This is a genomic window from Imperialibacter roseus (assembly GCF_032999765.1).
GTDB classification, from domain to species: domain Bacteria; phylum Bacteroidota; class Bacteroidia; order Cytophagales; family Cyclobacteriaceae; genus Imperialibacter; species Imperialibacter roseus.
This window is the reverse complement of sequence record NZ_CP136051.1, coordinates 3,456,835-3,480,494: the sequence shown is the minus strand read 5'-3', so window position 1 is coordinate 3,480,494 and position 23,660 is coordinate 3,456,835. Positions and strand designations below refer to the sequence as shown.

Sequence of the window (23,660 nt, the reverse complement as noted above, 5' to 3'; positions counted from 1 at the left end):
AAAATTCCACAAACAGTTATCCACAATTTTTGACTAATAAGTTAGTTGTGTTAGGGCAGTTAGTTCCATAAAAATGGAATTTATGTTATTATCACAAGTATTTTTAGGCTAACTTTTACGCTAATAATTAATCGAAACCAAATTATACTTCAACCGCATGTTTAAACTGAAAGCTAAACCCCTTCTCGTTCTATGTATTTGCGTCTTGTTTTCTTTTTTAACCCCACCAGCTTCTGTTAGTGACCTGATAGAGAAACTGGAGGCTTACCTGGCGTACTACACGCCAGAAAAAGTGTATGTCCATCACGACAAGCCTTACTATTCGGCTGGAGACACCATTTGGTTTGCCACCTACCTTACCCATGGTATTTCGCACATGGCATCGGCCCCGAGCAAGCTGGTGTACGTGGAGGTGGTTAGCACCGACGGCTCCATTGTGGCCAAAAGAGATATTTTTATCAAAGAAGGTACTGGCAGTGGAGATATTGCCTTGCCAGACACCCTCGTATCTGACACCTATCAACTGAGGGCCTATACCAGCTTCATGCGAAACTTTGACCCTGATTTCTTTTTCCAAAGGGAGCTTCGGATTGAAAATATGCAGTCGCCGTCGTTTGACGAGGCTGATGTCTCGGGGTCGACCGCACAGTTGAGAAGTGAGGAGATGAAAAACTATTCTGACCTCGTCAGACTACAGTTTTTCCCTGAGGGAGGAGATCTTGTGGAGGGGCTGTGGAGCACAGTTGGCTTCAAAGCTACCGGCCCCGATGGTAAGGGCGTGGAGATTGAAGGAGAGGTATCCGATAACACGGGCAAGAAGATTGCTGACATTAAAACCACCAGGTTTGGGATGGGTAAATTCCTGATGCAGCCCGTGGCAGGTGAGAGCTATAAGGCTACGTTTAAATTTGGCATGGAAAAGATGCAAGTGCCTTTACCGACGGCGAAACCATCAGGCTATGTGATGACGATGACCAATGTGTCGCCAAAGTATGTAACACTGAAGGTAGAAGCAGCCGGTGGTGAAAGCACGGACGGAGGAACCGTTGTAGGCCATGTAAGAGGAGTGGTGTTTTTAACGCTGCCAGCAAGCGATGGGCAGCCTTTGCAAGGGTTGATACCCAAGGAAAATTTGCCCGAGGGTGTTGCGCAGTTTACTTTTTTTGACAAAAAGGGCCAACCGCAGGCAGAAAGGATCGTGTACATCGATCAACCCGATAAGAGACCGGTTGCCAGGCTGGACGGGCTTCAGGCGACATACAAAAAAAGGTCAAAAGTTGACCTTGCCATAATGATGGCGGAAGCAGATGCAGCGAGCACATCTCACTTGTCGGTGGCGGTAGTGGATAAAACGAAAGTGCAATTTGATCCTCATTCAGATGATATTGTGAGCTACCTGCTAATGACCTCCGATATCAAGGGCGATATCGAAAACCCGGGTTACTATTTTGACGAGGACAACAAAGACAGGGTGCCAGCACTGGATAATTTGATGCTGACGCAGGGATGGAGACGCTTTACGTGGAAGGACATTATGGAAGACAAAAAGCCGGACATCAATCACCTGGTGGAGCCGGGCTTCAGTATTGCGGGTAGAGTGACAGATTTCTTTTTTCCTTCAAAGCCGGTGAAATCGAAGGTGACAATCACTGGTACAGAAGCTGACGGTGACTTGTGGTCAGCTGAAACAGAGGCGGATGATGACGGTTATTTTCTATTCACGGCGCTGGATATCGACGACACGGCACGAGTAGTTATTCAAACGCCCAACGAGAAGAAGATGAGTAAAAAGGGCGGCAAGAAAGATTTTGTTGAAGGGGGCAATGTAAACCTCGCAACCAAAATAGTTGTCAATGAGACGAAATCGCCGGAAATAAAATATGGTGAAATGGCGGTGGAGGAACTGGTTAGCAGTAAAGCAATAGCGGCCTATCTTGAGGAGGCCAGAAAGGTGAAGGAAATTGAAGCGGCATTTGCAAAGCAAGACGTGGTAATTTTGGATGAGCTGCAAGTGGAAGGAGAAAGAGTGAGAACTGGTGAAAGATTTAATAAGCCAGGAATGACATACAAGAAGCCAACCCGAAGGCTTGATGTAGACTCTCTCACCAGAACCACACAGTTTTTAAGTGTTTTCGAAGTTTTCATTGGCCGAACACCAGGGGTTAGAGTCGTGGGCAGTTACCCAAATTATGACCTCATCATCAGAGGAGCATCAAGCCTGACGGGGAGCATTAACCCCCTTTATATATTGAATGGAAGTATTGTGGACGTAAGTTTCATCAATACCATTCCAGTTGATCGGGTTGATTTCGTCGACGTATTGACCGGCACGGGAGCAACCATGTACGGCTCAATGGGTGCTGGTGGAGTTGTTGCCGTTTACCTGAAGGATGGCAGTGAAGTCGACGAGTCTTTCGTGCCTAAGGGGTCGCTCGGAATGATACATCCTGGTTTTTATCACGCCCGGGAATTCTACACACCAGACTACAGCACTAAGAAGGAGTCGCAAGTAAGAACGGATATACGCCCCACACTCTACTGGAAAGGTGGCCTGAAAACAGCGGAAGGGGTTCCAGCTAAGCTGGAGTTTTATACATCGGATGTGGCTTCCACTTTTGAAGTGAGGGTAGAAGGAATAACGGAAGATGGTCGGCCATTTGTCAAAACGGAGGAGTTTGTGGTGAATTAGACACTCACCATCACAAGCTTCTTCGTCTCAAAAAATTCTTCCTTAAAGAAGTCGCTGAGGTCGTGCACGTGGTAAGGATAATCTATTTCTGACAGTTCTTCTTCCAGATCGCCGCCTTTGAGGTAAAGAATGCCGTTTGGAATGTTGTGCTTAGGTGTTTTGCTAATTTTATTTTCTACCCACTCTATAAAGGGCTTTAGACGGGTAACTGCCCGGCTTACAACGAAGTCCCATTCACCTTTCAGCTCTTCTGCTCTGCCATGAATAGCCGTTACGTTTTGGATGCCAGCACCCTTACATACTTCCTTCACCACCAGTATCTTTTTGCCAATCGAGTCGACAAGCGTGAATTCGGCCTCAGGAAAGAGAATAGCGAGAGGAATGCCAGGAAAGCCACCACCAGTACCGACGTCTAATATCTTTGTTCCGGGTTGAAAAGAAACCAGTTTGGCAATGGCTAGCGAGTGCAACACATGGTGAAGGTAGAGCTGCTCAATGTCCTTGCGGGACACGACGTTGATCTTGGAATTCCAGTCTTCGTAAAGAGGGTAAAGGGCACTAAACTGCTTCTTTTGCGTGGCAGTTAAATTGGGAAAATAACGGAAGATAAGGTCTTGATTCAAAGTCTTGATTGTTTTAAGTCTGTCGGGGGACAGACCCGGGGGATTGAATCTGTGCCCAAGGTAGTTGTTTTTGGAAGTCCCGGGTTAGGACGGGTTAATAGTTAATTGATAGGACGGTAGACAGACCTTTTTGAATTTTTCCGAAGGTTGTCCTGTCAACCTCTCCGATCTTTCTAACGAAACGCTCTTGCGAGACAGACCGTACCTGAAAGCAATCAGCAGAGGAATCCTTAAGCAGCCCATTCGACGAATCAGGGTTCATTTTTATCATCCATGGGGCAATAGCATATTTTTCTTTCCAGTCGGTTACGGGCACAATAACTTTAAGAGGAAGCTTGCCTAATCCATTGTCACTAACGATGACGGCTGGCCTGGTTTTCTTGATTTCAGCACCAACAGTGGGATCCAGATTTATTAGCCAAATTTCACTTTGCTTCATAGAAACCTTCCAGGTCAAGTGATGTGAAAACAGTCAATTCCTCATCGGACTGATAGTCTTCAATCAATGTATCCGCAGCCACAGCAAGTTGCTCATTTCCGTAAGGCTCTTTTAGTGAATGGATTATTTTCTCCGCCAGGTCGATTCTCTGCGATATTGGCAGCCTTTGAATTTTCTTTATCAGGTCGTTTGTTTTCATTGTAATTCGCCGTTAAATGATAAACGATATTTTTCATCAAGGTTCTATTTCCCAGGCCTGTTCTCTAAACCCACTGTCCGTACTCTGATAAACCCCAGCAGGAACCAGACATGATCCTCAGATATGATCCTTTTTCTCCTTTACCAAGTCGTACATTAGCTCCCGAGCCCTGTGCAGTTGTGCTTTCACTGTGCCCAGCGGCGCATCAAGCTCCACGGCTATTTCTTCATAGCTTAGCTCGTCGAAATAGCGAAGACGCACCAGCTTCTGGTACTTGGCGGGCAGCTTGTTCACAAACATCTGCACAATCTCTATCTTCTGTGTTTTGATGGTTTCCTCTGCCGGATTCAGGTTTTCATCCTGCACATCTATATTCACTGAGTCGCCACTTTCGTCAGTGAAAGATGTGTTGAGGCTATAGGTATCCAGTTTCTTCTTCCTGATAAAGTCAATGGCATTATTGGTGGCTATGCGAAACAGCCAGGTGCTGAACGTGTAGTCTTTCTTGAATTTGTGCAGATTCCGAAACGCCTTGGCAAATGCCTCAATAGTCAGGTCTTCTGCATCGTCAATGTTCCTCACCATTTTGAGGATCATGTGATAAACGGGCTTCTTGTATAGCTGCATCAAATCTGCATAGGCATTCTCCTCTCCGTCAACAGTGGCTTTGTCGATCAGCTTGAAGTCCCGCAATGCTTTGTCAGAAAATTGTTTGTTTACGTCCATGTAACCCGTTTAGCAAATGTAGCCCTGCCACCAACCAGAAGCAGGTATACTCCATAAAATAAATCAATTACTGGTAGCGCCCAGTAAGAAAAACGATGTCCGGTTAGCCGATGGAAGTAACTTAACAAGCCCAAGGTCAATACTTCCCTGCCCAAAAAAACTCCCAAAGCCCAGTAGGGTTGGGTATTTGAAAGGGCTAAAATAAGCAAAGTCACCCAAAATCCTATCTGGGAAAACGACCAGAGACCTAAATTAATTTTGTCGCCCGCATTATATCTTTTACCCACCGAAAGGTGCCTTAGCTTTTGCACCCAGTAGGAGCCGAATGACCTTTTAGGATGAGAGTAAACCAGCGCTTGTGGGTTCACGATGGCAATAGTGTTTTTTGAATTGGCATGGGCATTTACGTACAAATCATCGTCGCCTCCGGTCACTTTCAAATGCGCATTAAAACCTTTGTTGTCGAGAAAGAACGACTTTCGGTAAGCCAGGTTACGCCCAACGCCCATAAAAGCGCCACCCACACCAGCTGAGCCGAGGTAGTTGATGCCCGTGATAGTGGTTTCCCACTGAATGAAATTATTTAGAAATCCTTTTTCATTATAGTAGGGAGAATACCCCAGCACGAACTGAATTTTTTCTGAGCTGAACCCTTTAGCCATTTCTGCCACCCACTGGTCGGAAGCAGGACGACAGTCGGCGTCGGTGAGTAGCACAATGTCGTTGGCCGCTGCTTTTATCCCCAGCGTCAGGCCGTACTTCTTGCCGTTAACATGGTTAGGCGAGCTGTCTACCCTAACCATTTTCAGCTTTGGCGTGCTGTCCTTTAGGCCCAGCAAGTAATCGTAGGTGCCATCATTGCTGCGGTCATCCACTATGATTACTTCAAAGTTAGGGTGATCCTGGGCCAGAAGGAGGGGAATGAGTTCTTTGAGGTTCTCTTCTTCGTCGTGAGCGCAAACAATGACGGATACACCCACGTCAGTTTTGGTGAGCTTTTTCTGCTGCGTATTGACTTTGCTTAAACCAATCCACCACTTGAATTGAAAGAAGAGATGAATAAAAAGAAAAAAACCACCCAAGGCTGGTACCAGATACTCCATGTAGAACGCTCAAGTTTTCAAAAGCATCAAAGATAGGTTTTTTAGCCAATTAGATGATCGAATTGAAGGGCTAAATATGAAACGATGATTTGCCCGGGTTGGTGCAAAACAAAAAAAGGAGCGACATGTGCCGCTCCTTTTCAAACTCCAACAACGAACTATCAATTATTCAGCAATTAGTTACCTCTAGTGCTTACCTGGCGAGCCGTTTCGGTTGTCGCCGGCTTCACAGTTTGAAGGCCTCTTCTGTAACCAGTACTTTCAGTTTTGCTTCCGGTGCTAGCCACTCTGCTGTCGCTGGCCTGCCCACGGTACTTATCATTTGAGCTGCCCTGTCCGGTATTTTGGTGGTTGTCACGGCGCCCGTCTTTGTCGTAGCTCTTTCCGTTCTGACTATCACGATACTGATTATTGTCACGATGGTCGTTATCATACTTGCCATTTTGGTGGCCTTTCTGATGGTTGTTGTGACCATAATTGTGATCATTGTTATGACCGTACTTATTATGGTGATTGTTCCCGTAGGCATGCCCATTGTTGTGATGGTGATACTTATTAACCACCACTACAGGTCTCGGACGGTAGTACCTCTGGTAGTGATTGGCGTGGAATCCACAGTAGCTGTCACAAATGTGATGCGCAAAGTGGGAGTTCACCATCTGCACCGAGTTCAGGATTCTGCCGTAGTGGTCTATATTCACTGACACGAAGGTGCCTCTGTTTTCAAGGATTATTTCGAAGTCAATGAAACCTCTGTAAGGTACCTGTCGAACATGGACTACATCATAACCGTAGTAAGAACGATTTATTTTGTACATCACTGCCTGGGGCACATTCCAGCTTAGCTGGTCACCGTAGCTGCTATAATAGAAGGCAAATGAAGGTTGTGAAACAGCTTCTGTAGCACTAACTAGTACCAGCAAGCTCAAACTCAGAATTAATGTAGAAGTTTTCATGACCGTAATTGTTTGGTTCTACCCTGATATAGCCAAAATGCGTGCCAATATTGTAATTATCTTATAATCAATAAGTTAATGCTATTTTTAAATCGATGGAGATAGTGCGAAGAGCAATTCCAATCGAAAAAATGAAGGCATTGCATATTTTTCAATTAGAAAAGACCGGCACTATTTCTCACTTTACCCCGAGTTTTTTGGAGTACATCGAAGTTTTTTGAGCGTTCGATAGATGGACTATTTCTTCGTGCAAAGAATTAATCACAAAACACAAGAAGATGAAAGCTAAATCGATTATTGGATCATTTATTATTTTATTAGCTGCTTCCGCCTGCTCAGTTCAGTCTTTGCATCCTCTCTACAGCGAAGAAGTATTGGTATATGATGACGATTTGGAAGGCGATTGGCTGGACGACGATGGCAGGTTGTGGAGCCTGGAGAGTGCCGTTCGGTCGCAAGCCCTGGATTCCGGGTCTCAAAAGGAGGCTGTGAGACGCAACAAGATGTACCTGGCCAGTTATAAAGATGAGAAAGATAGCTTGTATGCATTTGAATTTCACCTTGTCAGGCTTGGCAAGCATCGTTTTGTAGATATTTTTCCCTGGGAGAAATACAACGAGAAATTGATCAACGAGTTTATGGTTGCGAATTTATTGCCGGTGCACACATTTGCCAAAATTGACCTGAAGGGGGACTCGCTTTTCCTGTCTCAAATCAACGGTGAGTGGGTGAGCGACCTCATAAAGAACAACCAAATTCGGATCTCTCACGAAAAGCTGACGTTGTATGGTGATGCTGAGATTGTGCTTACTGCCTCCACTCAGGAACTTCAGAAGTTTCTGCTTAAATACCAAAGCGACCCTCAGGCTTATGTTCAACCTGATGTTTTCGTACGAAAGCGTTAAACTTTATGGCTGAAAACAACACAGTCCTCAAAAGAATCCTATCCAATCGGCCGGTGCAGCACCTGGCCTTTTGGGTACTTTCTTTTTATGTGCTGCTGAGGATCTTTTCGACTGACAGTGAAATTCGTAACATCGACTACATCTATGACGGATTGTTTCATTTTACCCTGATCATGCCCGTCTATCTCAACCTTCTGGTACTCATCCCGAACCTATTGGACAAGGGTAGGTACTTTTTTTACATCGCTTTAGTCGGTCTTTCCACCCTGGTGTTTAGCCAGCTTAATATCTGGTTTTTCGATTACCTTGTTGATTTTCTTCTGCCGGGCTATTACTTCATTAGCTACTACGAGTTGGTGGACATCATTCAGTTTTTCGCAGTATACATGGGGGCGAGCACCTTGCTGAAGCTTTCGAAGGGATGGTTTCAGCTGGCCGAGGCGAGGACCAAACTGGCAGAGACCCGCCAAGAAAAGCTCAATGCTGAGTTGGAAGCCCTTAAGTCGCAGGTGAACCCGCACTTTTTGTTTAACAGCCTGAATAACCTGTATGGTCTGTCGCTAAAGGGAGACAAGAAAACGCCAGCCTCTATACTCAAACTATCAGAGGTTTTGCGATATATGATTTATGAGGCAAAAGATGAGAAGGTGCCGCTTGAAAAGGAAATAGCTTTTATTGAAAATTACATCAATCTGCAACGGCTGCGATCCGATCACCATGCCAGCATATCATTCGAAGTAGCTGGCGAGGCAAGAGAACTGCAAATTGCGCCATTGTTGTTTATTCCATTTGTTGAAAACAGTTTCAAGCATGGCGTAAAAGGTGAGACAGGCGATTCCTATGTTGATGTAAAAATGGAAGTCGGGGACGATTTTGTCAATTTCACCTGTCGGAACAATATGGGTAGCATTGACGATGTGGAGCAGAGAAAATACGGAGGCATTGGGCTGGAAAATGTAAAAAAGCGGCTGAAATTGATATATGAAGACCGTTATACGCTGGAGTTGAATGAAGGGAAAGAAGAGTACAAAGTAAACCTAACAATAGAACTACGATGAAACTCAGGTGCCTTATTGTGGATGATGAACCGCTGTCGCAAGAGGTAATTGAAGGCTATGTGAACGATGCGCCTCAGCTGGAACTGGCGGCTAAGTGCAGCAATGCGCTGGAGGCCGCTGAGATGATCAGGAGTCAGCCCATTGATCTGATTTTTCTTGATATCAACATGCCCAAGCTGTCGGGCATCAGCCTGGTGAAGTCGTTAGCAAAGCCACCAGCCATTGTGTTCATCACTGCCTATCCTGAGTTTGCTGTAGAGGGATTTGAGGTGGAGGCTGTCGATTATCTGCTGAAACCGTGCTCCTTCGAACGTTTTCTGAAGGCGGTCAGCAAAGTTGAGAGTTATTTGCAGGCCTCAGGAAGAAAGCTGGAGGCGGACTATTTTGTAGTCAAGGCTGATAAAAAGCTTCACAAAATAGGGCTGGAAGATATTCTTTATTTTAAGTCGATTGGTGATTATGTGAAGGTATACACCCGTGACAAAGTATTGATCACCAATGAGACCTTAAGAAACATTGAAGATGGACTGCCACCAAGCAAATTCATCAGGCTACATAAATCCTTCGTCGTTTCTCTACAGGCGATTCAGTATCTGGAAGGCAATCAGGTGAAAGTGGGAGAGGAGATGCTGCCGGTAGGGCTGACTTATAAAGATAAATTGATGGAGCGGTTGGGTGGGTGAGATGGATTCAAATAAGATTTTAAGTATTTTAGTCTTAAATTGAGTTGTGATGACACGAGAGGTATTGATAAAAAGAACCATGGAAAATCTTAATAAGCTACCTGACCAGAAGCTTAGAGAGGTGTCGGACTTTGCAGAATTTTTACTAAACAGGATTGATGAAGCGGTAATCACTGAAGGAATACAGAAACTAGCCAGTGATTCGGTAGCATTTAAGTTTCTTGAGGAGGAAGAAGAGCTTTATTCAGTCGATGACTTAAAAGAAAAGTACCAGTGACCAGGGGCGATATCGTTCTTATCCCCCTTTCCTTTCACAGATTTATCGGGTGCGAAGACTCGTCCAGCATTAGTCCTTTTGGAATCTGATTCAGATATAACTGTGTCATTTATCACGACTCAGTTGAGATGGAAAGAAGAATTTGACGTGGAGTTGTCCCCAACTTTAGAGAATGGACTCAAGAAGGCTTCGTTGGTTCGGTTGAGAAAGATAACGACGATTGATAAAGCCTTGGTGATCGGACGGTTGGGGAGGCTCAATCAAACTGAACAAGACGGTTTAAAAAAGAGCTTAATCAACTTGTTTGAGCTAGCTTAGGTTCCTTTTCTATAGTAAGCTACCAGCTGCTCTATCCACCATTATATATGCCTGCGGAGTCATATGCACAATGCTGGCGGGCAGACTCTCGATTGGTTGTGAGGCGGCTACTTTAGCTATAATGTCCGCTTTCTTTTCTCCATTGGCCATAATGATGGGCAGCCTGGCTTCCTGAAAATGCTTCAATCCCATGGTGATGCCGGTGGAGAGTTTCGTTTCTCCCGGGAAGTATTTTTGTCCCACCGTGATGGTTTCTTCTGCCAGTTGGCTAATGTGGGCAAAAGTGTCGAAGGCCGTGCCCGGCTCATTCATGCCAATGTGGCCATTGAGGCCTATTCCAACCAGCATCACATCCAAGCCTCCGTGTTGGTGAATCAGCTCATTCACCTCATCACATTGCGCCTGCACGTTGGGTTGGGTGCCATCAAAAAAGACGATCTGTTTTTCAGGAATGCTTAGTGGTTCGAACAGGTCTTCATCCATCATTTGCCGGCAAGAGCCTTTGGTGGTGCCGTTCATGCCGTTCCACTCGTCGAGGCCAACAAACGTCCAGTTCGAGATATCCAGTTTGCCAGCCTTCACATCTTCCACAAGGCATTTGAATACCCCAATAGGTGTATGTCCGGAAGCCAGGCAGACGAGTGGATTGGGTTTATCTTTTACGCTTTCAATGATCAGATCAGCTGTCTTGCGGGAGAGCTCTTCGTAGGTGGCGTAGGTTTGGATGGTCATGCTGTCGTAGGTGCTTTGCATTGGCGAAGATAGTGTGTCGAGCCTAGGTTACCAATATGTATTGTCGATGGGATTTGACTGACTGGTTCTCGGCAGACTAGTTCCATCGGGACGATATACAGGTTGATTGGGAGCAAACCAGCGACAAATTAGAATCCCGTAGGGATGGCATATAGTTCTTCTCTCTGCCAGAGACTATTCTGGCTCTTTGAAAATGTAGCGCCGGTCATAATCCACTTCGAACTTCTTGAGAAATTCCTCATATTCTTCCAGAAAGCTCTTTTTTCGATGGTGCTCTTCTTGATTATGGATATACCTTATAACATTAGGAACATGGGACTTGCTGTATGAGAAGGCTCCATATCCTTCTTGCCAGGCAAATTTCCGCTTGGTCAGCTTGTTATCATTGATCCATTTGTAAGAGCCTGATTTTGTGTCTTGCAAAAGGTCAGAAAGAGATTGGGTAGGTCTCATGCCTATCAAAATGTGGATATGATCTTCCACACCGTTAATAGCAAGCATTTTATGATCATAAGATTGAATGCGCCCGTTACGTATTTATACAAGTCATCCTTCCATGCCTTTTCAATTAATCCCTGTCTGTATTTTACCGAAAAAAAATTTGAAGATGGATTTGTGTGTAGGTGTTTGGCATGATTTAAATATAATAAATATGCCATCCCTACGGGATTCGATGGACCTTTTTTCGCCCCTTGGGCGACCAATATGCCGTCCCGATGGGACTACCGATGTAGCGTCCCGATGGGACTAGGTTTATTATAAATTGGGTGTAAGTCTGACTCTAATGCTCAGATTAGGCATGAAGCATCCTTGTGGAGTTCCGAAAACTATTTGATTCCCGATCATATTTTCACAGTATCCAAAGTCCCGTTAGGGACGACATAAAGGTCGATAGGAAGGAAACTAGCGACAAATCAGAATCCCGTAGGGATGGTATATGGGTCTTAGGCTTGCGAGTTGGGATTAGCGACGATACTTGCATCGCATTCTCTCTCTATTGCCAATTATTACGCTATTTTTGCACCTGTTTTTAAAAAGGAATGCAATTTAAACTTCAAGCCACAGACAAAGGATCGAAAGCAAGGGCCGGGCAGCTAAGCACAGGGCACGGTGAGATTCAGACCCCCATCTTCATGCCGGTGGGCACAGCAGGCTCCGTAAAGGGCGTGCACCAGCGGGAGTTGAAGGAGGACATCAAAGCTCAAATCATCCTTGGCAATACCTATCATCTTTATCTCAGGCCAGGTTTGGATATTTTAAAACCTGCCGGTGGGCTCCATGGCTTCAATGGCTGGACAGGGCCAATCCTTACCGATAGCGGCGGGTATCAGGTTTATTCACTGGCCGATCAACGCAAAATCACAGAAGAGGGCGTTAAGTTTAAATCGCACATCGACGGCTCCAATCACCTTTTTACGCCTGAAAATGTCATGGACATTCAGCGCACCATTGGCGCTGACATTATCATGGCTTTTGACGAGTGCCCTCCGTTTCCCTGCGAGTTGGACTATGCGAAAAAATCGATGGAGATGACCCACCGCTGGCTGGACAGGTGCATCAGCCACCTGAAAACAACGGAGCCGCTTTACGGTCACGAGCAGGCTTTATTTCCTATTGTGCAGGGCAGCGTGGACAAGGAGCTCCGTACGATTTCAGCGGAGTACATAGCTTCCAGAGGCATGGATGGCAATGCCATTGGTGGTCTGTCGGTGGGGGAGCCCGCTGAGTTTATGTACGAAATGACAGACCTTGTTTGCAATATACTACCTGCCGACAAACCCCGTTATCTGATGGGAGTGGGCACACCAGCCAACATTCTGGAGTGCATCGCTTTGGGAGTTGATATGTTCGACTGTGTGATGCCGACAAGAAACGCCAGAAATGGCATGCTGTTTACTTCTGAGGGGATTATCAATATTAAGAATGAGAAATGGAAGGATGATTTTTCGCCCATTGATGCAACAGTTGGTGGATATGCCAGCACCTTCTATTCCCGGGCTTACCTGCGCCACCTTATCATGAGCAAGGAAATGTTGGGAGCACAAATAGCTACGGTTCACAATCTTACTTTTTATCTTTGGCTGGTTAATGCGGCAAGGGAAAAAATCATCGACGGCACTTTTGCCAGCTGGAAAGATATTATGGTGAAGAAAGTAAGCCACCGCTTGTAGTGAAATGAAGCTGATCGACAAATACATTCTCAAGAAATTCCTGGTCACATTCTTCTTTGTGATGGTAATGCTTGTGTCTGTCATCTGCGTAATCGACTTCACTGAAAAGAATGACAAGTTCATTAAGAATGGGCTGGATGCGCTCATTATTTTCAAATACTACCTCACTGTTTTTCCTTTTTTCGCCAGCTTAATCACCCCCATCACTGTCTTCATAGCCACGGTATTCATTACCGCCAATATGGCCGCCCGAACAGAGATAATTGCTATTCTGGCCAGCGGCATAAGCTTCAAACGCATGCTTGTGCCCTATGCCATAGGCGCTGTTCTTGTTGCCATACTCACTTTCTTTTTCAACGGCTACATTATTCCCAATGCCAATAAATTCAGGATTGGATTCGAGGTGGCCTATGTGAAAAAGGCCTTTTATTTTGTTGAAAGGGATATTCATATGAAGGTGGGAGATGACACCTACTTGTACCTGCAGAGCTATAATAACAGCTCGGACGTGGCCTACAAAGTAACGCTTGAGAAGATAGAGGGGGATCAGATGAAGGCCAAACTGGTGGCCAACCGAATGGATTGGGATTCTACTACTCACAAGTGGAAGGTAATCAACTGGCAGCTTCGGGAGATTGATGGTTTTGAGGAGAAAATAACCGCTGGTACCCAACTTGACACGACTTTAAGTCTGTCGCCGGCTGACTTTGCCAACAACTACGGCCGCCAGGAAACGATGAACATGAATGAGTTGGAGGAGCACATTCAGCTACAAACAGCCAGGGGAGCCGAAGACGTAGTGATTTATAAGATTGAGAAGTACATTCGCTATATGCAGCCGTTCGCTGTCATCATCCTCACTTTTATAGGAGTGATTGTTTCGGCACGCAAGTCGAGAGGAGGCACAGGCTATCTCATCGCTTTGGGCTTTGCGCTGGCCTTTCTTTACATCATTTTTTATACTTTTTCACGGGCAGTGGCCGAGGCTGGATCGATGAATCCTATTCTGGCAGTGTGGCTGCCTAATATCGTGTTTGGTACTATAGGCGGGCTCATGTATTTCACACTTCCCCGATGACGAGCCAGTACACCAAAGACTATTTGCAGCTTCATTTCATCGTTTTCTTATGGGGCTTTACCGCCATACTGGGTATGCTTGTCAGCATGCCGTCGGTAGAGCTGGTTTTTTACCGCACATTCATTTCCGCCATCGCACTGGGCGTCATGCTGTTGGTTGGAAAAAAGAGCTTCGCTATCGGCACACTGGACATAGTTAAAACACTGGCGACGGGCGTTATCATTGGGGTACACTGGATACTTTTCTTTGCTGCCGCCCGGCTTTCCAATATCTCTGTTTGCCTGGCTGGAATTGCCACCATTTCGTTATGGACAAGTCTTTTGGAACCTCTCATGACCAAAAAACGAGTGAAAGGCTTCGAAGTTGTGCTGGGGCTGATGGCGATAGTGGGCATCGTTATTATTTTCAATGTAGAGTTCAAATATGCCTGGGGCCTTTTCGTTGCTATAGTCTCGGCGTTTCTCGCCGCCGTTTTCACTGTCATCAACTCTCAGTTTACGCAGCGGCACTACCACTTTACCGTCACGTTCTACGAGATGATTGGAGCCACAGTGAGCATAGCACTGTTCTTTCCGATTTATGGTGCTTTCTTTTCAGATGGCGTTCAACTTGGGCTACAAGGATATGATTTACTCTGGCTGATCATTTTGGCGCTCGCCTGCACCGTGTATGCGTATTCCGAGTCGGTGAAACTGATGAAGAGAATTCCGGCATTTGCAGTCAACCTGGCCGTTAATCTGGAACCTATTTACGGCATCATTCTGGCATTGTTGATTTTTGGAGAACAGGAGAAAATGAAACCGGGATTTTACCTCGGCACACTTGTTATTTTGTCTTCTGTGTTGGTATACCCTTGGATCAACAGGTATTATGAAAGAAAGGCCTTGGAGACAGATGTGCTGAGGTGATCAGAGCATGGTTGCCCAGCTATTCATTTCATTTGCCAGTTTCAGCTTTGGCTTGTTTTCGAAAATCCCGTACATCGTTGAGCCAGATCCAGTCATGCTGGCATACACCGCCCCGTCGGCATAAAGCTTTTCCTTTATTTCCCTCAGAGAGGGGTGGTTGGGAAAGACAGATTGCTCAAAATCATTTACCAGCACATCCTTCCATGAAGAGAGAGGCATTGATAATACTTCCGTGATGGCTTTTTGCTGATCGTTGGGTGTTACACCAGCGTAGGCTTCACGGGTGCCAATGTGAATGCCGGGAAACACCAGAAGGAGATAATGCCCCTTTAAGTCTAAAGGAAAGCTACTGAGCTCAGTACCTCTTCCGGAAGCAATGGCCGGTTGGTTTTTTATAAAGAAAGGGCAATCGCTGCCCAGCTGCCCGGCGTAGTCTTCCAGCTGTGTGTCGATCAGTCCCAGTCCGAACTTCTTGTTGAGCATCACCAGCATAAAAGCGCCGTCGGCAGAGCCGCCGCCAAGACCGGCACCCATGGGAATGGCCTTGTGGAGATGGATGCTGATAGGCGGCAACTCAAAGTCCTTTTGGAGCAGGTGATAGGCTTTCAGGCAAAGGTTGTCGTCGCTGCTGCCCGGGATAGGCAAACCTGAAGACGTAAAGGTTGTTGACTTGGCTTCAACTATTTCTAATACATCCTTTAGTGGAATAGGCAGAAAAAGGCTGGATATATCGTGGTACCCATCGGTTCTTTTACGAAGGATCTGAAGTCCCAGGTTGATTTTGGCGTTGGGGAAGGTGATCACGGGTAAATTAAAGTATGAATGTCAGTCTGAGCTTGTCGAAGACGGCGTTCTGAAAACGAAGTACTTTCGACAGGCCCAGGATGACACGTTGTTCAATAGATCCCAGATTGAGACCTATCTTTAATTTTACTTATTGAACATTTCTATCACTTCTTCAGATATACCAGTGCTGGAGTATCCACCATCATGGTAGAGATTCTGCATCGTTACCATGCGGGTAAGGTCTGAGAAAAGGGAAATGCAATAGTCGGCACATGCGCCAGCTGGAGCGTTGCCCAATGGCGACTGCTTGTCAGCAAAGTCATAAAAGCTCTGGAAACCATCGATACCTGACCCAGCAGTCGTTTTTGTCGGCGATTGAGAGATCGTATTCACCCTCACGTTCTTCGCTTTGCCCAGTCTGTATCCGTAGCCTCTGGCAATGGATTCCAGCACAGCTTTGGCATCGGCCATATCGGTGTAAAAAGGATAGGTGCGCTGTGCAGCTATATAGGACAAGCCAACGATAGACGCCCATTCGTTCAGTGCGTCTTGCTTCTCAGCCACGTGCATCATTTTATGAAAGGAAAGAGCAGAAATATCAATGGACTTCTGGTACCAGTCGTAGTTCAGTTCGCCGTACGACTTCCCTTTGCGGATATTAGGTGACATACCGATAGAGTGTAGCACGAAGTCAATTTTCCCACCCAATATCTCGGTCGATTTGCTGAAAAGGTTTTCCAGTTCTTCCACAGACGTGGCATCAGCAGGAATGATTTCAGCATTACAGGCCTTGGCCAGGTCGTTTATTTTGCCCATTCTCATGGCAATTGGTGCATTCGTCAGCGTGAAAGTTGCACCCTCGGCATGGGCTTTTTCGGCCACGTGCCAGGCAATGGAGTTCTCATCCAATGCCCCAGAAATAATACCTCTTTTTCCTTTTAATAGATTATAAGCCATAGTTCTTGTTTTAAGCGAATGTAATATGGGCAAAAATAGAAAAATTTAACTCAATCCTGTTGCAGCAGTTCCCTGGCATTCTGCAGCGCAGACGCAGTAGGGGAGGCACCGGCAATCATCTTGGCAATTTCATTCACCCTTTCTTCCTCTGCTAGCAGTTTTACTTTACTCACTGCCTTATCGCTGCTATTGTCTTTGTAAACAAAATAATGGGCATCGCCTTTGGCTGCAAACTGGGGCAGGTGACTAATAGAAATTACCTGGTGCTTCATGGCCATGGTTTTCATCATCCCTACCATCTTGTTGGCGATCTCACCGGATATACCCGTGTCAATCTCGTCGAAGATGATGGTAGGCAAGGCAGTTTTGTCTGTGAGGATGTATTTGATAGCAAACATGAGCCGTGAAAATTCACCACCAGAGGCTACGTCCTTGAGCTCCCTTGGGGTAATGCCCTTGTTGGCGCTAAAAAGGAAACCAATTTCATCAACACCTGACTCTGTTGGGGGCACCAGCTTGTGGCTGACCTCGAAAGATCCCAAAGGCATACCCAACTCTCTCACTATCTCCACTACTGCCTTCGAGAATCCGGCAAAAGCAGACTGTCTATGCTCAGTCAATTTAGTGGCCGCCAACGCCAATTCCTTTTCCGCTTCATCAAGCTCGTTTTTGGCATCTGTGAGCGTGTCGTCCATATTTTGGACAAGTCTCACCTTGGCTTCAAGGTTTTGCTGAATAACGAGCAGCTCTTCAATAGAGGCCACTCTGTGCTTCTGCTGGAGCTGGTTGATCAAATCAACCCGCTCTTTTGTCAATTGTATTTTCTCAGGATCGTACTCAATCTGATCGTCTTCTTTTTTTATTTCCTCGCCAATGTCCTGTAGCTCAATCACAGCGCTTTCCAGCCGCTCTCTGAGGGCATTGATTTTTCCTGAGAACTTACCAGCAGCAGACAGGGCATGCGTTACCTGCGCCAGCTGGCTTTCAATAGAGAATTCTGCCTCGCTAAGCAGCTGCAGGCTTTCATTGAGCCTTAGCTTAATTTCTTCGGCATGCTCCAAAGTAGCGAGCTCATCTTCCAATTGTTGCTGCTCGTCTGCTTTCAGTGCTGCCTTTTCAAGCTCGGTGTAAAGGAACAGGTTGTACTCCGCTTCCTTTTGCAACTCAGTGCTTTCATTCACTAATTGGTCGTAAGCTTTCTTTTTCTTCCTGAAGCTTTTGAAAAAGCCAACATAGCTATCTATCAGCGATTGGCTGCCGGCATAGGCGTCAATCACGCCCAGCTGAAACTTATTAGAGGCCAGCAATAACGTGTCGTGCTGCGAATGGATGTCCATCAAATGATCGCCCAGCGACTTGAGCACATCCAGCGTAACCGGTGTGTCGTTCACAAAGGCTCTTGACTTACCTGACGGGCTGATTTCCCTTCGGATCAGTGTTACTGCTTCATAATCAAGCTCGTTCTCCTCAAAAAGCGGGGCCAACTTATAGGCAGAAACATCAAAAGAGCCTTCCACTACGCACTTCTCATTTTCATTGTAGAGTGACTTCGTATCTGCCCGGTTGCCCAGCAGCAAGCCAACAGCACCCAGCATAATGGACTTACCTGCGCCAGTTTCACCTGTTATCATGTTCAGCCTGGACGATGGTGTCATCTCCAGGTGCTCAATGAGTGCATAGTTTTTAATGAGCAGGTGTTTTAACATAGTTGCCGGTTACTTCCTCTATACCTTAAGTTAAGGAAGTCAAAAATATAAGTTTAAATGTTTTGAATGCCGAGATGGTAGGAGAATTCTTTAAAAGAATCGCTCATTTCAAGCCTTTAATTCTTGATGATTGCCTGAAGTTTGTCGTTTTCTCCCGGGTCGAGTTTGGTCAGAATGTCGTAAGCCTGTTGACGAACCGACCTATCTCCTTGTGAGTATATATTTACCAGTTCATCCAGTTTGGCATCCATGAAAGCGATGGGGTAAATACTGTTGGGCCTTACGGCTTTTACTTGTTGGATTTTTTTTAGTGTCTCGAGCATCGCAACCCGGGACTCGTTTGGCTTTTCCTGGAACAGGTCGAGGCCTTTCAGGTGGTAGTCGTAAGCTGCTTCACGCAGGGGGATCATCGCAGCGTTCATCAGGTTTTCTGTGAGCCAATATCGGTTCCTGTTGTTTCCAAACTGATCCCAACCAACAGCACCCGACTGCTGGGCATTGTTAACAATTAGAAACGCCTTCTCGAAATAAGGTGTGCCTCCCATCTTCGAGTAGGTGTCGTAGTCCATGCCCAGGATGATGTAGGCATAGTAGGCCAGCATCGACGTGATGTTACTGGTAAAGGCGTTTTCGTTGAATTGCAACGGCTGCGACTCCGTGTAGTCAAACTGCCAGTCCCGGTCGGCGAAGTTGAAAACAAGCGATTCGTACCCCGAATTATACACGGGCCGGGCCGACAGCACCTGAACAGCTGCCTTGAAGTTGCCAACGGAGGGCATTTCCTCCATGTTGATGATGATGTTGCAGTTGATCCGCTCTTCTTGCTTGTAAACGTCGTTGGTCCATTTACGGGTGTTGAAAAACTGCGTAAAGGCCTGCTCCATATCAGAAAAAATACGGCGCTCTGTGGTTTGCACCTGCTGGGCGTTCACGGTCACTTTGCAGTTGAGCTCCTGGGCATTGGCACTCACTGTTGCACACAAAGTGAATGCTATTGCCAGGCTATAAGCCCATTTTTTTGCAAACCACGTCAACAATGTCATTGGCCACTTCCTGTTTAGATTTAAGGTCAAATGTGCTGCTTCCATCATGGTCTAAGATAGTAATCTTATTTGTATCGTGGGCAAATCCCGCTCCCTGGTCTTTCAATGAATTAAGAACGATGAGATTGAAGTTTTTCTTGTGCAGCTTTTCCTTTGCATAAGCTATTTCGTTGGTAGTTTCCAAAGCAAAGCCGACAGTAAATTGCTTTTTCTTCCTTTTACCGAGTGTGGCGGCAATGTCCGGGTTCTTTACCAGGTGCAAAGTAAGCGTGTTGTTGCTCTTCTTAATTTTTTCCTGTGCAGGTGTATCGGGGCGGTAGTCGGCCACTGCGGCAGCAAACACGGCGATGTCGACATTGTCAAACTTTGCCTCGCAGGCTTCCAGCATTTCCTCTGCTGAATGAACTTTGGTGACATGAATGGCCGCATGAGTGGAAGAAAGGGTAGAGGGGCCACTCACCACTTCCACTGTCGCTCCCTGACTGGCAAATCGCTCAGCCAGTGCGAATCCCATTTTGCCCGTAGAATGGTTTCCAATGAAACGAACAGGATCAATGGCTTCATGGGTTGGGCCAGCCGTGATGAGCACCTTTTTTCCTGCCAGGCGCTGCGTTTTGGTGAAATGCTCTTCGAGGTGCTGCACAATGTGCTCGGGTTCCGCCATCCTGCCTACACCGCTCAGGCCGCTGGCGAGCTCGCCATCCTCGGCGTTGATGAGCTTATTGCCGTAAGAGAGCAGTGATTCGATATTGCCGGTGGTGGATGGGTGCCTGTACATGTCGAGGTCCATGGCAGGCGCAAAGAACACTGGGCAGCGGGCAGAAAGATAAGTGGCCAGCAGCAGGTTATCGCAAATGCCATTGGCCATTTTTGCCAGCGTGTTGGCACTTGCTGGCGCTATTACCATGGCGTCGGCCCATAGGCCAAGCTCTACATGGTTGTTCCAGGTGCCGTCGGTAGAGTGAAAGAAGTCGGAATAAACTGGCTTCCTGGAAAGCGTGGAAAGCGTAAGGGGGGTGATGAAATGTTTGGCGTCGGCTGTGAGAAGTACCTGCACCTCTGCGCCTTGTTTAACGAGTAAACGGGTAAGAAGAGCCGATTTATAAGCGGCAATGCTGCCACAAACACCCAGAAGGATTTTTTTACCTTGAAGCATGTTAATGTAATTGAAAAACTATGAAGCGGCCAAATTCATAACCAAAGGTCACTTTCAGCCGCTTCACTTTCAAATTAACGCTTTTCAGGTTATTCGAAATGAATTTGGTTGAAGGAAAAGCTAATTAAGCTGTTTCCTCTTCTTCGTTTCTTCTGAAATAAAGCTTTCCTTCCAGGAATTCGTCCGTTGCCACGATGGTTGGCTTAGGCATTTTCTCGTAGAACTTAGAGATTTCGATCTGCTCTCTGTTCTCGAAAATTTCCTCCAGGTTGTCAACTGTAGAAGCGAATTCAGCCAGCTTGTTGCTAAGCTCCTCCTTCATTTCTGCAGAAAGTTGTCTGGCTCTCTTACCAACTATTACTACAGACTCATAAATATTACCTGTAGGCTTAGCCAGTTGTGCATTATCACGAGTGATAATCGATGCCTGCGAATTTGTTTTGTTAACTGCCATATCTTAGTTACTTGAAATACTTGATAATTCACGTACCTGCTCCAGGCTGATGGTATACATGTCCTGGGCCTGACGTACAAATTTACCCTCTGTAAACTTGTCTATAAATTTCTGATAATAAACAATTGTTTCTCTGTATCGTTCCTCCTGCTTGCTCGGAATACTTTGCTGAGCATATTCGAACTGACATTTAATACGAAGGAACGACCCCTCTTCATTAAACTCAGAGTCAGGAAAATCTACTTCAAAGTTATTGAATGCAACCACCGCTGCTTTGTACCTCCTTAGTTGGTAGTACAGGCGGGCATTGTCAAAAGCCTTCTTCTCTAATTTAAGCTGAAGGTCATCAATGATCTGCTGCGATTTATCTTTGTATTCGCTGTACGGATACTTGTTGATGAAAGTTTGCATAGAGGCAATGGCCTCATAGGTGCTGCTTTGGTCAAGGTCGGTTACCGGCGACTCAAGGTACAGCGAGTAGGCGTTCATATATTGCGCTTCCATGGCATGCTCACTCCTGGCGTAGGTGGTGGCAAAGGTTTTGAAATAGTGGGAGCTTAATATGTATTGCTTCTGATAATAGTAGGAATACGCATAGTAGTATTCCGCCAGCTCAGCTTCTTTGGTTCCTTTAATGATAGGAATGATATCTTCAAAAAGCACATTGGCTTTGTAGTATTCCTCCTCCTCGTAATATTTCATGGCAGCATCATATTTCCTTTTCCAGTCAGTGCTCTTCTGGATTTTTCGAAATTCGCTGCAAGAAACCGTGATGAAACCTATAGAAAGGTATAAAAGCGTTACTAAAAGCCGGGTTTTGAACATAAGCTCGCAAAATTAAGTGATGGTCAGCTAATTACCAATCTATTGTTGGCTGTTTTCTTTCTTTTTGACACCAGAAGTGCCGTTAAGGTTGGGTTTTTTTGTTGGAACGGCCGTTTTAGAGGGTAGGGTGCCGCTTGCTTTATTTGGTGAACCTCCCGCCGCACCTTTGGCCGCACCGGAGGTTGCACTCAATCCACTTTTTTGGACAGGTTTTGAAGGAGAAGGTTTCTCGATAGGATTGCCCAAACTATCGGTTGCAATTTCTTCCGGAGGAACAGGACTAAGCACCTGCTGGAGTGTTGGCCTTTCACTTGCCCGCCAGGCAAATCCACCCAGCCTTGTGAGCTCAGGCGTGATCTCGTGAGGAGGGTAAAAGGTGGCCTCCGGTTTCATATAGAACGAAATATTGTTCAGCTCATTTCCTTTGAACCGCATGGTGATGTTACTGCACAATATCCGGTTCATGCCCATCAGCAAACTGTCGCCATCGCTCAGCACAAAGTATATGCTCTCTCCGTTGCCGTTTACATCCACTCTCTTGATAGCATTATCGGCAAAGTAAGCCCTCATGTTCCTGCCCTTTACCTGGTTAAACTGCTTGAGGGTATCTTGCGAGACAATGAATGCATCCTTTTGCATATACATTTCGTCGACCACGTTGTTTTTCAAATACAAGCTGATCGTGTCAGACTCTATTTGGTTTTTGAAGTTCCACAGAACAGGATCGAAATAGTATGTGATGACGGAATCGGCAATAAAGTAGGCCAGTGAATCCGCTTTTCCCTGCAAGTTAGACCTGAACATTCTGACATGGTTATAGGCCAGGATTCTCTTCAGGGAGTCCACATTGTCTTCGATGGAAATAAGTGTGTCGGCAGCCAGGTAAAAGGTGTCTGCCTGCATCATCTTTTTCATCACCGGGTTGCCAAATACCTTCGATAAACCTTTGTTTCTCCAGTAAACCCCCTTTTCTCCGGTGATGATGACATCGTTGTTTTTTGCTGTCATTTTCACATTGCCTGTGGCTGTGTAGAACTTGTTGATGTCATCAAAAAATAGCTCATCACCCTCCAGGATATAGTCTCTGGTGTCGATTTGTCCTTTGATAAATGAAGACTGCTCGGGAATGGTTTTGAACTCACCACCTTTCGAATATAGCATGGTGCTGTCGGAGGTGATGATTTCCGTACGCCCATCGGTGATGGCAATTTTGGTAATGGTATTGTATCGTAGTGTGTCGGAGTGTAATGTGTACTCCGGGCTTAGCAGTTCGACCTTGCCATAGAATGTGGCCCGGTCTTCAAAACCATAGAAATAGCCCCGGCGGCTTGAAAGGGTGTTATTCAAATCTACCAGCTTACCATTGTTAAAGTAGTTGGCCACACGGGTGTCCATTTCGTAGTCCAGAAAGTCGGTGTAAAGCCTGTTTTCGCCGCTGGTGTACACCACATTTTCCCGCATCTGCGCCTTTCTGGTGTTTCCGTCGTAAAAGAGCTTGTTGCCGGTAATGGTCACTGTATCGTTGTCAACAATTCTTACGTGCCCAAAAGCCTCCATGGAGTTGCTGGATTTTAGCATCACCGCTGAGTCGCAGTAGATGATGGTGTTTTTCTGTGAGAAGGTCACATTTTCCCACAGCTTTTCATAAGAGCCAGCTTTGTCTCTCACCACCATGCCATGCTCTGCCTTGTACTTAAGCTTTTCCTTGCGCTGCGCCTGGGCGAGATCCGAGATGCCCAGCAGGAAGAGAAAGGATATGAGTATTTGAAAAGAGAATTGCCTCATTGTTTTTGTTAGTCCGTGGCAAAAATAGAGAAAGAACCTTTACTTGCGTAAAGTTCCTCTAG

The 23,660-nt window shown here is 46.0% G+C and carries 24 protein-coding genes and 1 pseudogene; 9 read left to right on the top strand and 16 right to left on the bottom strand.

The window, feature by feature from the left end; genetic code table 11:
* The first annotated feature begins 157 nt into the window (after positions 1 to 157).
* Positions 158 to 2,689 (top strand): TonB-dependent receptor plug domain-containing protein, encoded by a 2,532-nt coding sequence (locus tag RT717_RS14430; protein ID WP_317487088.1) that lies wholly within the window; start codon positions 158 to 160, stop codon positions 2,687 to 2,689.
* Here the strand turns inward: RT717_RS14430 and rsmG are convergent.
* From rsmG to RT717_RS14400, 6 genes are all read right to left on the bottom strand, one after another.
* Positions 2,686 to 3,312 carry a 16S rRNA (guanine(527)-N(7))-methyltransferase RsmG gene (gene rsmG, locus RT717_RS14425; protein WP_317487087.1) on the bottom strand — a complete coding sequence of 209 codons (627 nt, stop codon included), beginning with the start codon at positions 3,310 to 3,312 and terminating at the stop codon, positions 2,686 to 2,688. The two genes, RT717_RS14430 and rsmG, sit on opposite strands and share 4 nt — an antisense overlap.
* 94 nt (positions 3,313 to 3,406) lie before the next feature.
* Positions 3,407 to 3,751: a type II toxin-antitoxin system PemK/MazF family toxin gene (locus RT717_RS14420; protein WP_317487086.1), complete on the bottom strand. Its 345-nt coding sequence runs from the start codon at positions 3,749 to 3,751 to the stop codon at positions 3,407 to 3,409.
* A complete protein-coding gene (locus tag RT717_RS14415) occupies positions 3,738 to 3,950 on the bottom strand; it encodes a hypothetical protein (protein ID WP_317487085.1) in 213 nt (70 codons plus the stop codon). Before RT717_RS14415 ends, RT717_RS14420 begins: the two co-directional genes overlap by 14 nt.
* A gap of 117 nt (positions 3,951 to 4,067) precedes the next feature.
* Complete coding sequence (locus RT717_RS14410; protein ID WP_317487084.1) at positions 4,068 to 4,676, bottom strand: RNA polymerase sigma factor; 609 nt, start codon at positions 4,674 to 4,676, stop codon at positions 4,068 to 4,070.
* Complete coding sequence (locus RT717_RS14405) at positions 4,667 to 5,779, bottom strand: glycosyltransferase (RefSeq protein ID WP_317487083.1); 1,113 nt, start codon at positions 5,777 to 5,779, stop codon at positions 4,667 to 4,669. The genes RT717_RS14410 and RT717_RS14405 overlap by 10 nt, the downstream gene beginning before the upstream one ends.
* A 176-nt stretch (positions 5,780 to 5,955) precedes the next feature.
* On the bottom strand, positions 5,956 to 6,735 hold the full coding sequence (locus RT717_RS14400) for a hypothetical protein (RefSeq protein ID WP_317487082.1): 780 nt from the start codon (positions 6,733 to 6,735) through the stop codon (positions 5,956 to 5,958).
* Between the two features lie 278 nt (positions 6,736 to 7,013).
* Between RT717_RS14400 and RT717_RS14395 the strand changes: the two genes are divergently transcribed.
* The 5 genes from RT717_RS14395 (at position 7,014) to RT717_RS14375 (ending at position 9,976) form a co-directional block, all read left to right on the top strand.
* Positions 7,014 to 7,640, top strand: a complete 627-nt coding sequence (locus RT717_RS14395) for a hypothetical protein (protein ID WP_317487081.1) — start codon at positions 7,014 to 7,016, stop codon at positions 7,638 to 7,640.
* A 5-nt stretch (positions 7,641 to 7,645) separates the two neighbouring features.
* The gene (locus tag RT717_RS14390; RefSeq protein WP_317487080.1) at positions 7,646 to 8,698 is read left to right on the top strand and encodes a sensor histidine kinase; all 1,053 of its coding nucleotides are present in this window, start codon (positions 7,646 to 7,648) and stop codon (positions 8,696 to 8,698) included.
* Entirely contained in the window at positions 8,695 to 9,381 is a 687-nt protein-coding gene (locus RT717_RS14385; protein ID WP_317487079.1) for a LytR/AlgR family response regulator transcription factor, read from the top strand. The genes RT717_RS14390 and RT717_RS14385 overlap by 4 nt, the downstream gene beginning before the upstream one ends.
* A gap of 49 nt (positions 9,382 to 9,430) precedes the next feature.
* Positions 9,431 to 9,658, top strand: coding sequence for a hypothetical protein (locus RT717_RS14380; RefSeq protein WP_317487078.1), 228 nt, complete (start codon positions 9,431 to 9,433; stop codon positions 9,656 to 9,658).
* A 102-nt stretch (positions 9,659 to 9,760) separates the two neighbouring features.
* Entirely contained in the window at positions 9,761 to 9,976 is a 216-nt protein-coding gene (locus RT717_RS14375) for a type II toxin-antitoxin system PemK/MazF family toxin (RefSeq protein WP_317487077.1), read from the top strand.
* A gap of 9 nt (positions 9,977 to 9,985) precedes the next feature.
* On the opposite strand, the gene RT717_RS14370 is transcribed toward RT717_RS14375, so the two are convergent.
* Both RT717_RS14370 and tnpA read right to left on the bottom strand, forming a co-directional pair.
* The gene (locus RT717_RS14370) at positions 9,986 to 10,729 is read right to left on the bottom strand and encodes a glucosamine-6-phosphate deaminase (RefSeq protein WP_317487076.1); all 744 of its coding nucleotides are present in this window, start codon (positions 10,727 to 10,729) and stop codon (positions 9,986 to 9,988) included.
* A 174-nt stretch (positions 10,730 to 10,903) separates the two neighbouring features.
* Positions 10,904 to 11,363 (bottom strand): annotated as a pseudogene (gene tnpA, locus RT717_RS14365) (IS200/IS605 family transposase).
* A 406-nt stretch (positions 11,364 to 11,769) separates the two neighbouring features.
* On the opposite strand from tnpA, the gene tgt reads away from it, so the two are divergent.
* From tgt to RT717_RS14350, 3 genes are read left to right on the top strand one after another with little or no spacing between them, the layout of a single operon-like run.
* Entirely contained in the window at positions 11,770 to 12,900 is a 1,131-nt protein-coding gene (tgt, locus tag RT717_RS14360; RefSeq protein WP_317487074.1) for a tRNA guanosine(34) transglycosylase Tgt, read from the top strand.
* Between the two features lie 4 nt (positions 12,901 to 12,904).
* Positions 12,905 to 13,978 carry an LptF/LptG family permease gene (locus RT717_RS14355; protein WP_317487073.1) on the top strand — a complete coding sequence of 358 codons (1,074 nt, stop codon included), beginning with the start codon at positions 12,905 to 12,907 and terminating at the stop codon, positions 13,976 to 13,978.
* Positions 13,975 to 14,886: a DMT family transporter gene (locus RT717_RS14350; protein ID WP_317487072.1), complete on the top strand. Its 912-nt coding sequence runs from the start codon at positions 13,975 to 13,977 to the stop codon at positions 14,884 to 14,886. Before RT717_RS14355 ends, RT717_RS14350 begins: the two co-directional genes overlap by 4 nt.
* Here RT717_RS14350 and ispE read toward each other — a convergent pair whose 3' ends face one another.
* The 8 genes from ispE to RT717_RS14310 all read right to left on the bottom strand — a co-directional run bounded on the left by ispE (position 14,887) and on the right by RT717_RS14310 (position 23,598).
* A complete protein-coding gene (gene ispE, locus RT717_RS14345) occupies positions 14,887 to 15,690 on the bottom strand; it encodes a 4-(cytidine 5'-diphospho)-2-C-methyl-D-erythritol kinase (RefSeq protein ID WP_317487071.1) in 804 nt (267 codons plus the stop codon).
* Between the two features lie 126 nt (positions 15,691 to 15,816).
* Complete coding sequence (locus RT717_RS14340) at positions 15,817 to 16,629, bottom strand: enoyl-ACP reductase FabI (RefSeq protein WP_317487070.1); 813 nt, start codon at positions 16,627 to 16,629, stop codon at positions 15,817 to 15,819.
* A gap of 50 nt (positions 16,630 to 16,679) precedes the next feature.
* Positions 16,680 to 18,335, bottom strand: coding sequence for a DNA repair protein RecN (gene recN / locus RT717_RS14335; protein WP_317487069.1), 1,656 nt, complete (start codon positions 18,333 to 18,335; stop codon positions 16,680 to 16,682).
* A gap of 116 nt (positions 18,336 to 18,451) precedes the next feature.
* Positions 18,452 to 19,378, bottom strand: a complete 927-nt coding sequence (porD, locus tag RT717_RS14330) for a type IX secretion system protein PorD (RefSeq protein WP_317487068.1) — start codon at positions 19,376 to 19,378, stop codon at positions 18,452 to 18,454.
* Positions 19,338 to 20,534: a bifunctional phosphopantothenoylcysteine decarboxylase/phosphopantothenate--cysteine ligase CoaBC gene (coaBC, locus tag RT717_RS14325; RefSeq protein WP_317487067.1), complete on the bottom strand. Its 1,197-nt coding sequence runs from the start codon at positions 20,532 to 20,534 to the stop codon at positions 19,338 to 19,340. Before coaBC ends, porD begins: the two co-directional genes overlap by 41 nt.
* 124 nt (positions 20,535 to 20,658) lie before the next feature.
* A complete protein-coding gene (locus RT717_RS14320) occupies positions 20,659 to 20,988 on the bottom strand; it encodes a DNA-directed RNA polymerase subunit omega (protein WP_151997485.1) in 330 nt (109 codons plus the stop codon).
* Positions 20,989 to 20,991: 3 nt separating this feature from the next.
* Complete coding sequence (locus tag RT717_RS14315) at positions 20,992 to 21,813, bottom strand: outer membrane protein assembly factor BamD (RefSeq protein WP_317487066.1); 822 nt, start codon at positions 21,811 to 21,813, stop codon at positions 20,992 to 20,994.
* 39 nt (positions 21,814 to 21,852) lie between these two features.
* Entirely contained in the window at positions 21,853 to 23,598 is a 1,746-nt protein-coding gene (locus RT717_RS14310) for an OstA-like protein (RefSeq protein ID WP_317487065.1), read from the bottom strand.
* Positions 23,599 to 23,660: the final 62 nt, after the last annotated feature.

What these genes read in the sequence shown, in the direction of transcription:
- RT717_RS14410 (WP_317487084.1), bottom strand. Translation starts at nt 4,676, where the DNA reads ATGGACGTAAACAAACAATTTTCTGACAAAGCATTGCGGGACTTCAAG.
- RT717_RS14320 (WP_151997485.1), bottom strand. Translation starts at nt 20,988, where the DNA reads ATGGCAGTTAACAAAACAAATTCGCAGGCATCGATTATCACTCGTGAT.
- RT717_RS14385 (WP_317487079.1), top strand. Translation starts at nt 8,695, where the DNA reads ATGAAACTCAGGTGCCTTATTGTGGATGATGAACCGCTGTCGCAAGAG.
- RT717_RS14405 (WP_317487083.1), bottom strand. Translation starts at nt 5,779, where the DNA reads ATGGAGTATCTGGTACCAGCCTTGGGTGGTTTTTTTCTTTTTATTCAT.
- RT717_RS14400 (WP_317487082.1), bottom strand. Translation starts at nt 6,735, where the DNA reads ATGAAAACTTCTACATTAATTCTGAGTTTGAGCTTGCTGGTACTAGTT.
- RT717_RS14420 (WP_317487086.1), bottom strand. Translation starts at nt 3,751, where the DNA reads ATGAAGCAAAGTGAAATTTGGCTAATAAATCTGGATCCCACTGTTGGT.
- RT717_RS14310 (WP_317487065.1), bottom strand. Translation starts at nt 23,598, where the DNA reads ATGAGGCAATTCTCTTTTCAAATACTCATATCCTTTCTCTTCCTGCTG.
- RT717_RS14355 (WP_317487073.1), top strand. Translation starts at nt 12,905, where the DNA reads ATGAAGCTGATCGACAAATACATTCTCAAGAAATTCCTGGTCACATTC.
- RT717_RS14380 (WP_317487078.1), top strand. Translation starts at nt 9,431, where the DNA reads ATGACACGAGAGGTATTGATAAAAAGAACCATGGAAAATCTTAATAAG.
- RT717_RS14430 (WP_317487088.1), top strand. Translation starts at nt 158, where the DNA reads ATGTTTAAACTGAAAGCTAAACCCCTTCTCGTTCTATGTATTTGCGTC.
- tgt (WP_317487074.1), top strand. Translation starts at nt 11,770, where the DNA reads ATGCAATTTAAACTTCAAGCCACAGACAAAGGATCGAAAGCAAGGGCC.
- porD (WP_317487068.1), bottom strand. Translation starts at nt 19,378, where the DNA reads ATGACATTGTTGACGTGGTTTGCAAAAAAATGGGCTTATAGCCTGGCA.
- RT717_RS14315 (WP_317487066.1), bottom strand. Translation starts at nt 21,813, where the DNA reads ATGTTCAAAACCCGGCTTTTAGTAACGCTTTTATACCTTTCTATAGGT.
- recN (WP_317487069.1), bottom strand. Translation starts at nt 18,335, where the DNA reads ATGTTAAAACACCTGCTCATTAAAAACTATGCACTCATTGAGCACCTG.
- RT717_RS14370 (WP_317487076.1), bottom strand. Translation starts at nt 10,729, where the DNA reads ATGCAAAGCACCTACGACAGCATGACCATCCAAACCTACGCCACCTAC.
- RT717_RS14340 (WP_317487070.1), bottom strand. Translation starts at nt 16,629, where the DNA reads ATGGCTTATAATCTATTAAAAGGAAAAAGAGGTATTATTTCTGGGGCA.
- coaBC (WP_317487067.1), bottom strand. Translation starts at nt 20,534, where the DNA reads ATGCTTCAAGGTAAAAAAATCCTTCTGGGTGTTTGTGGCAGCATTGCC.
- RT717_RS14390 (WP_317487080.1), top strand. Translation starts at nt 7,646, where the DNA reads ATGGCTGAAAACAACACAGTCCTCAAAAGAATCCTATCCAATCGGCCG.
- RT717_RS14350 (WP_317487072.1), top strand. Translation starts at nt 13,975, where the DNA reads ATGACGAGCCAGTACACCAAAGACTATTTGCAGCTTCATTTCATCGTT.
- RT717_RS14415 (WP_317487085.1), bottom strand. Translation starts at nt 3,950, where the DNA reads ATGAAAACAAACGACCTGATAAAGAAAATTCAAAGGCTGCCAATATCG.
- RT717_RS14395 (WP_317487081.1), top strand. Translation starts at nt 7,014, where the DNA reads ATGAAAGCTAAATCGATTATTGGATCATTTATTATTTTATTAGCTGCT.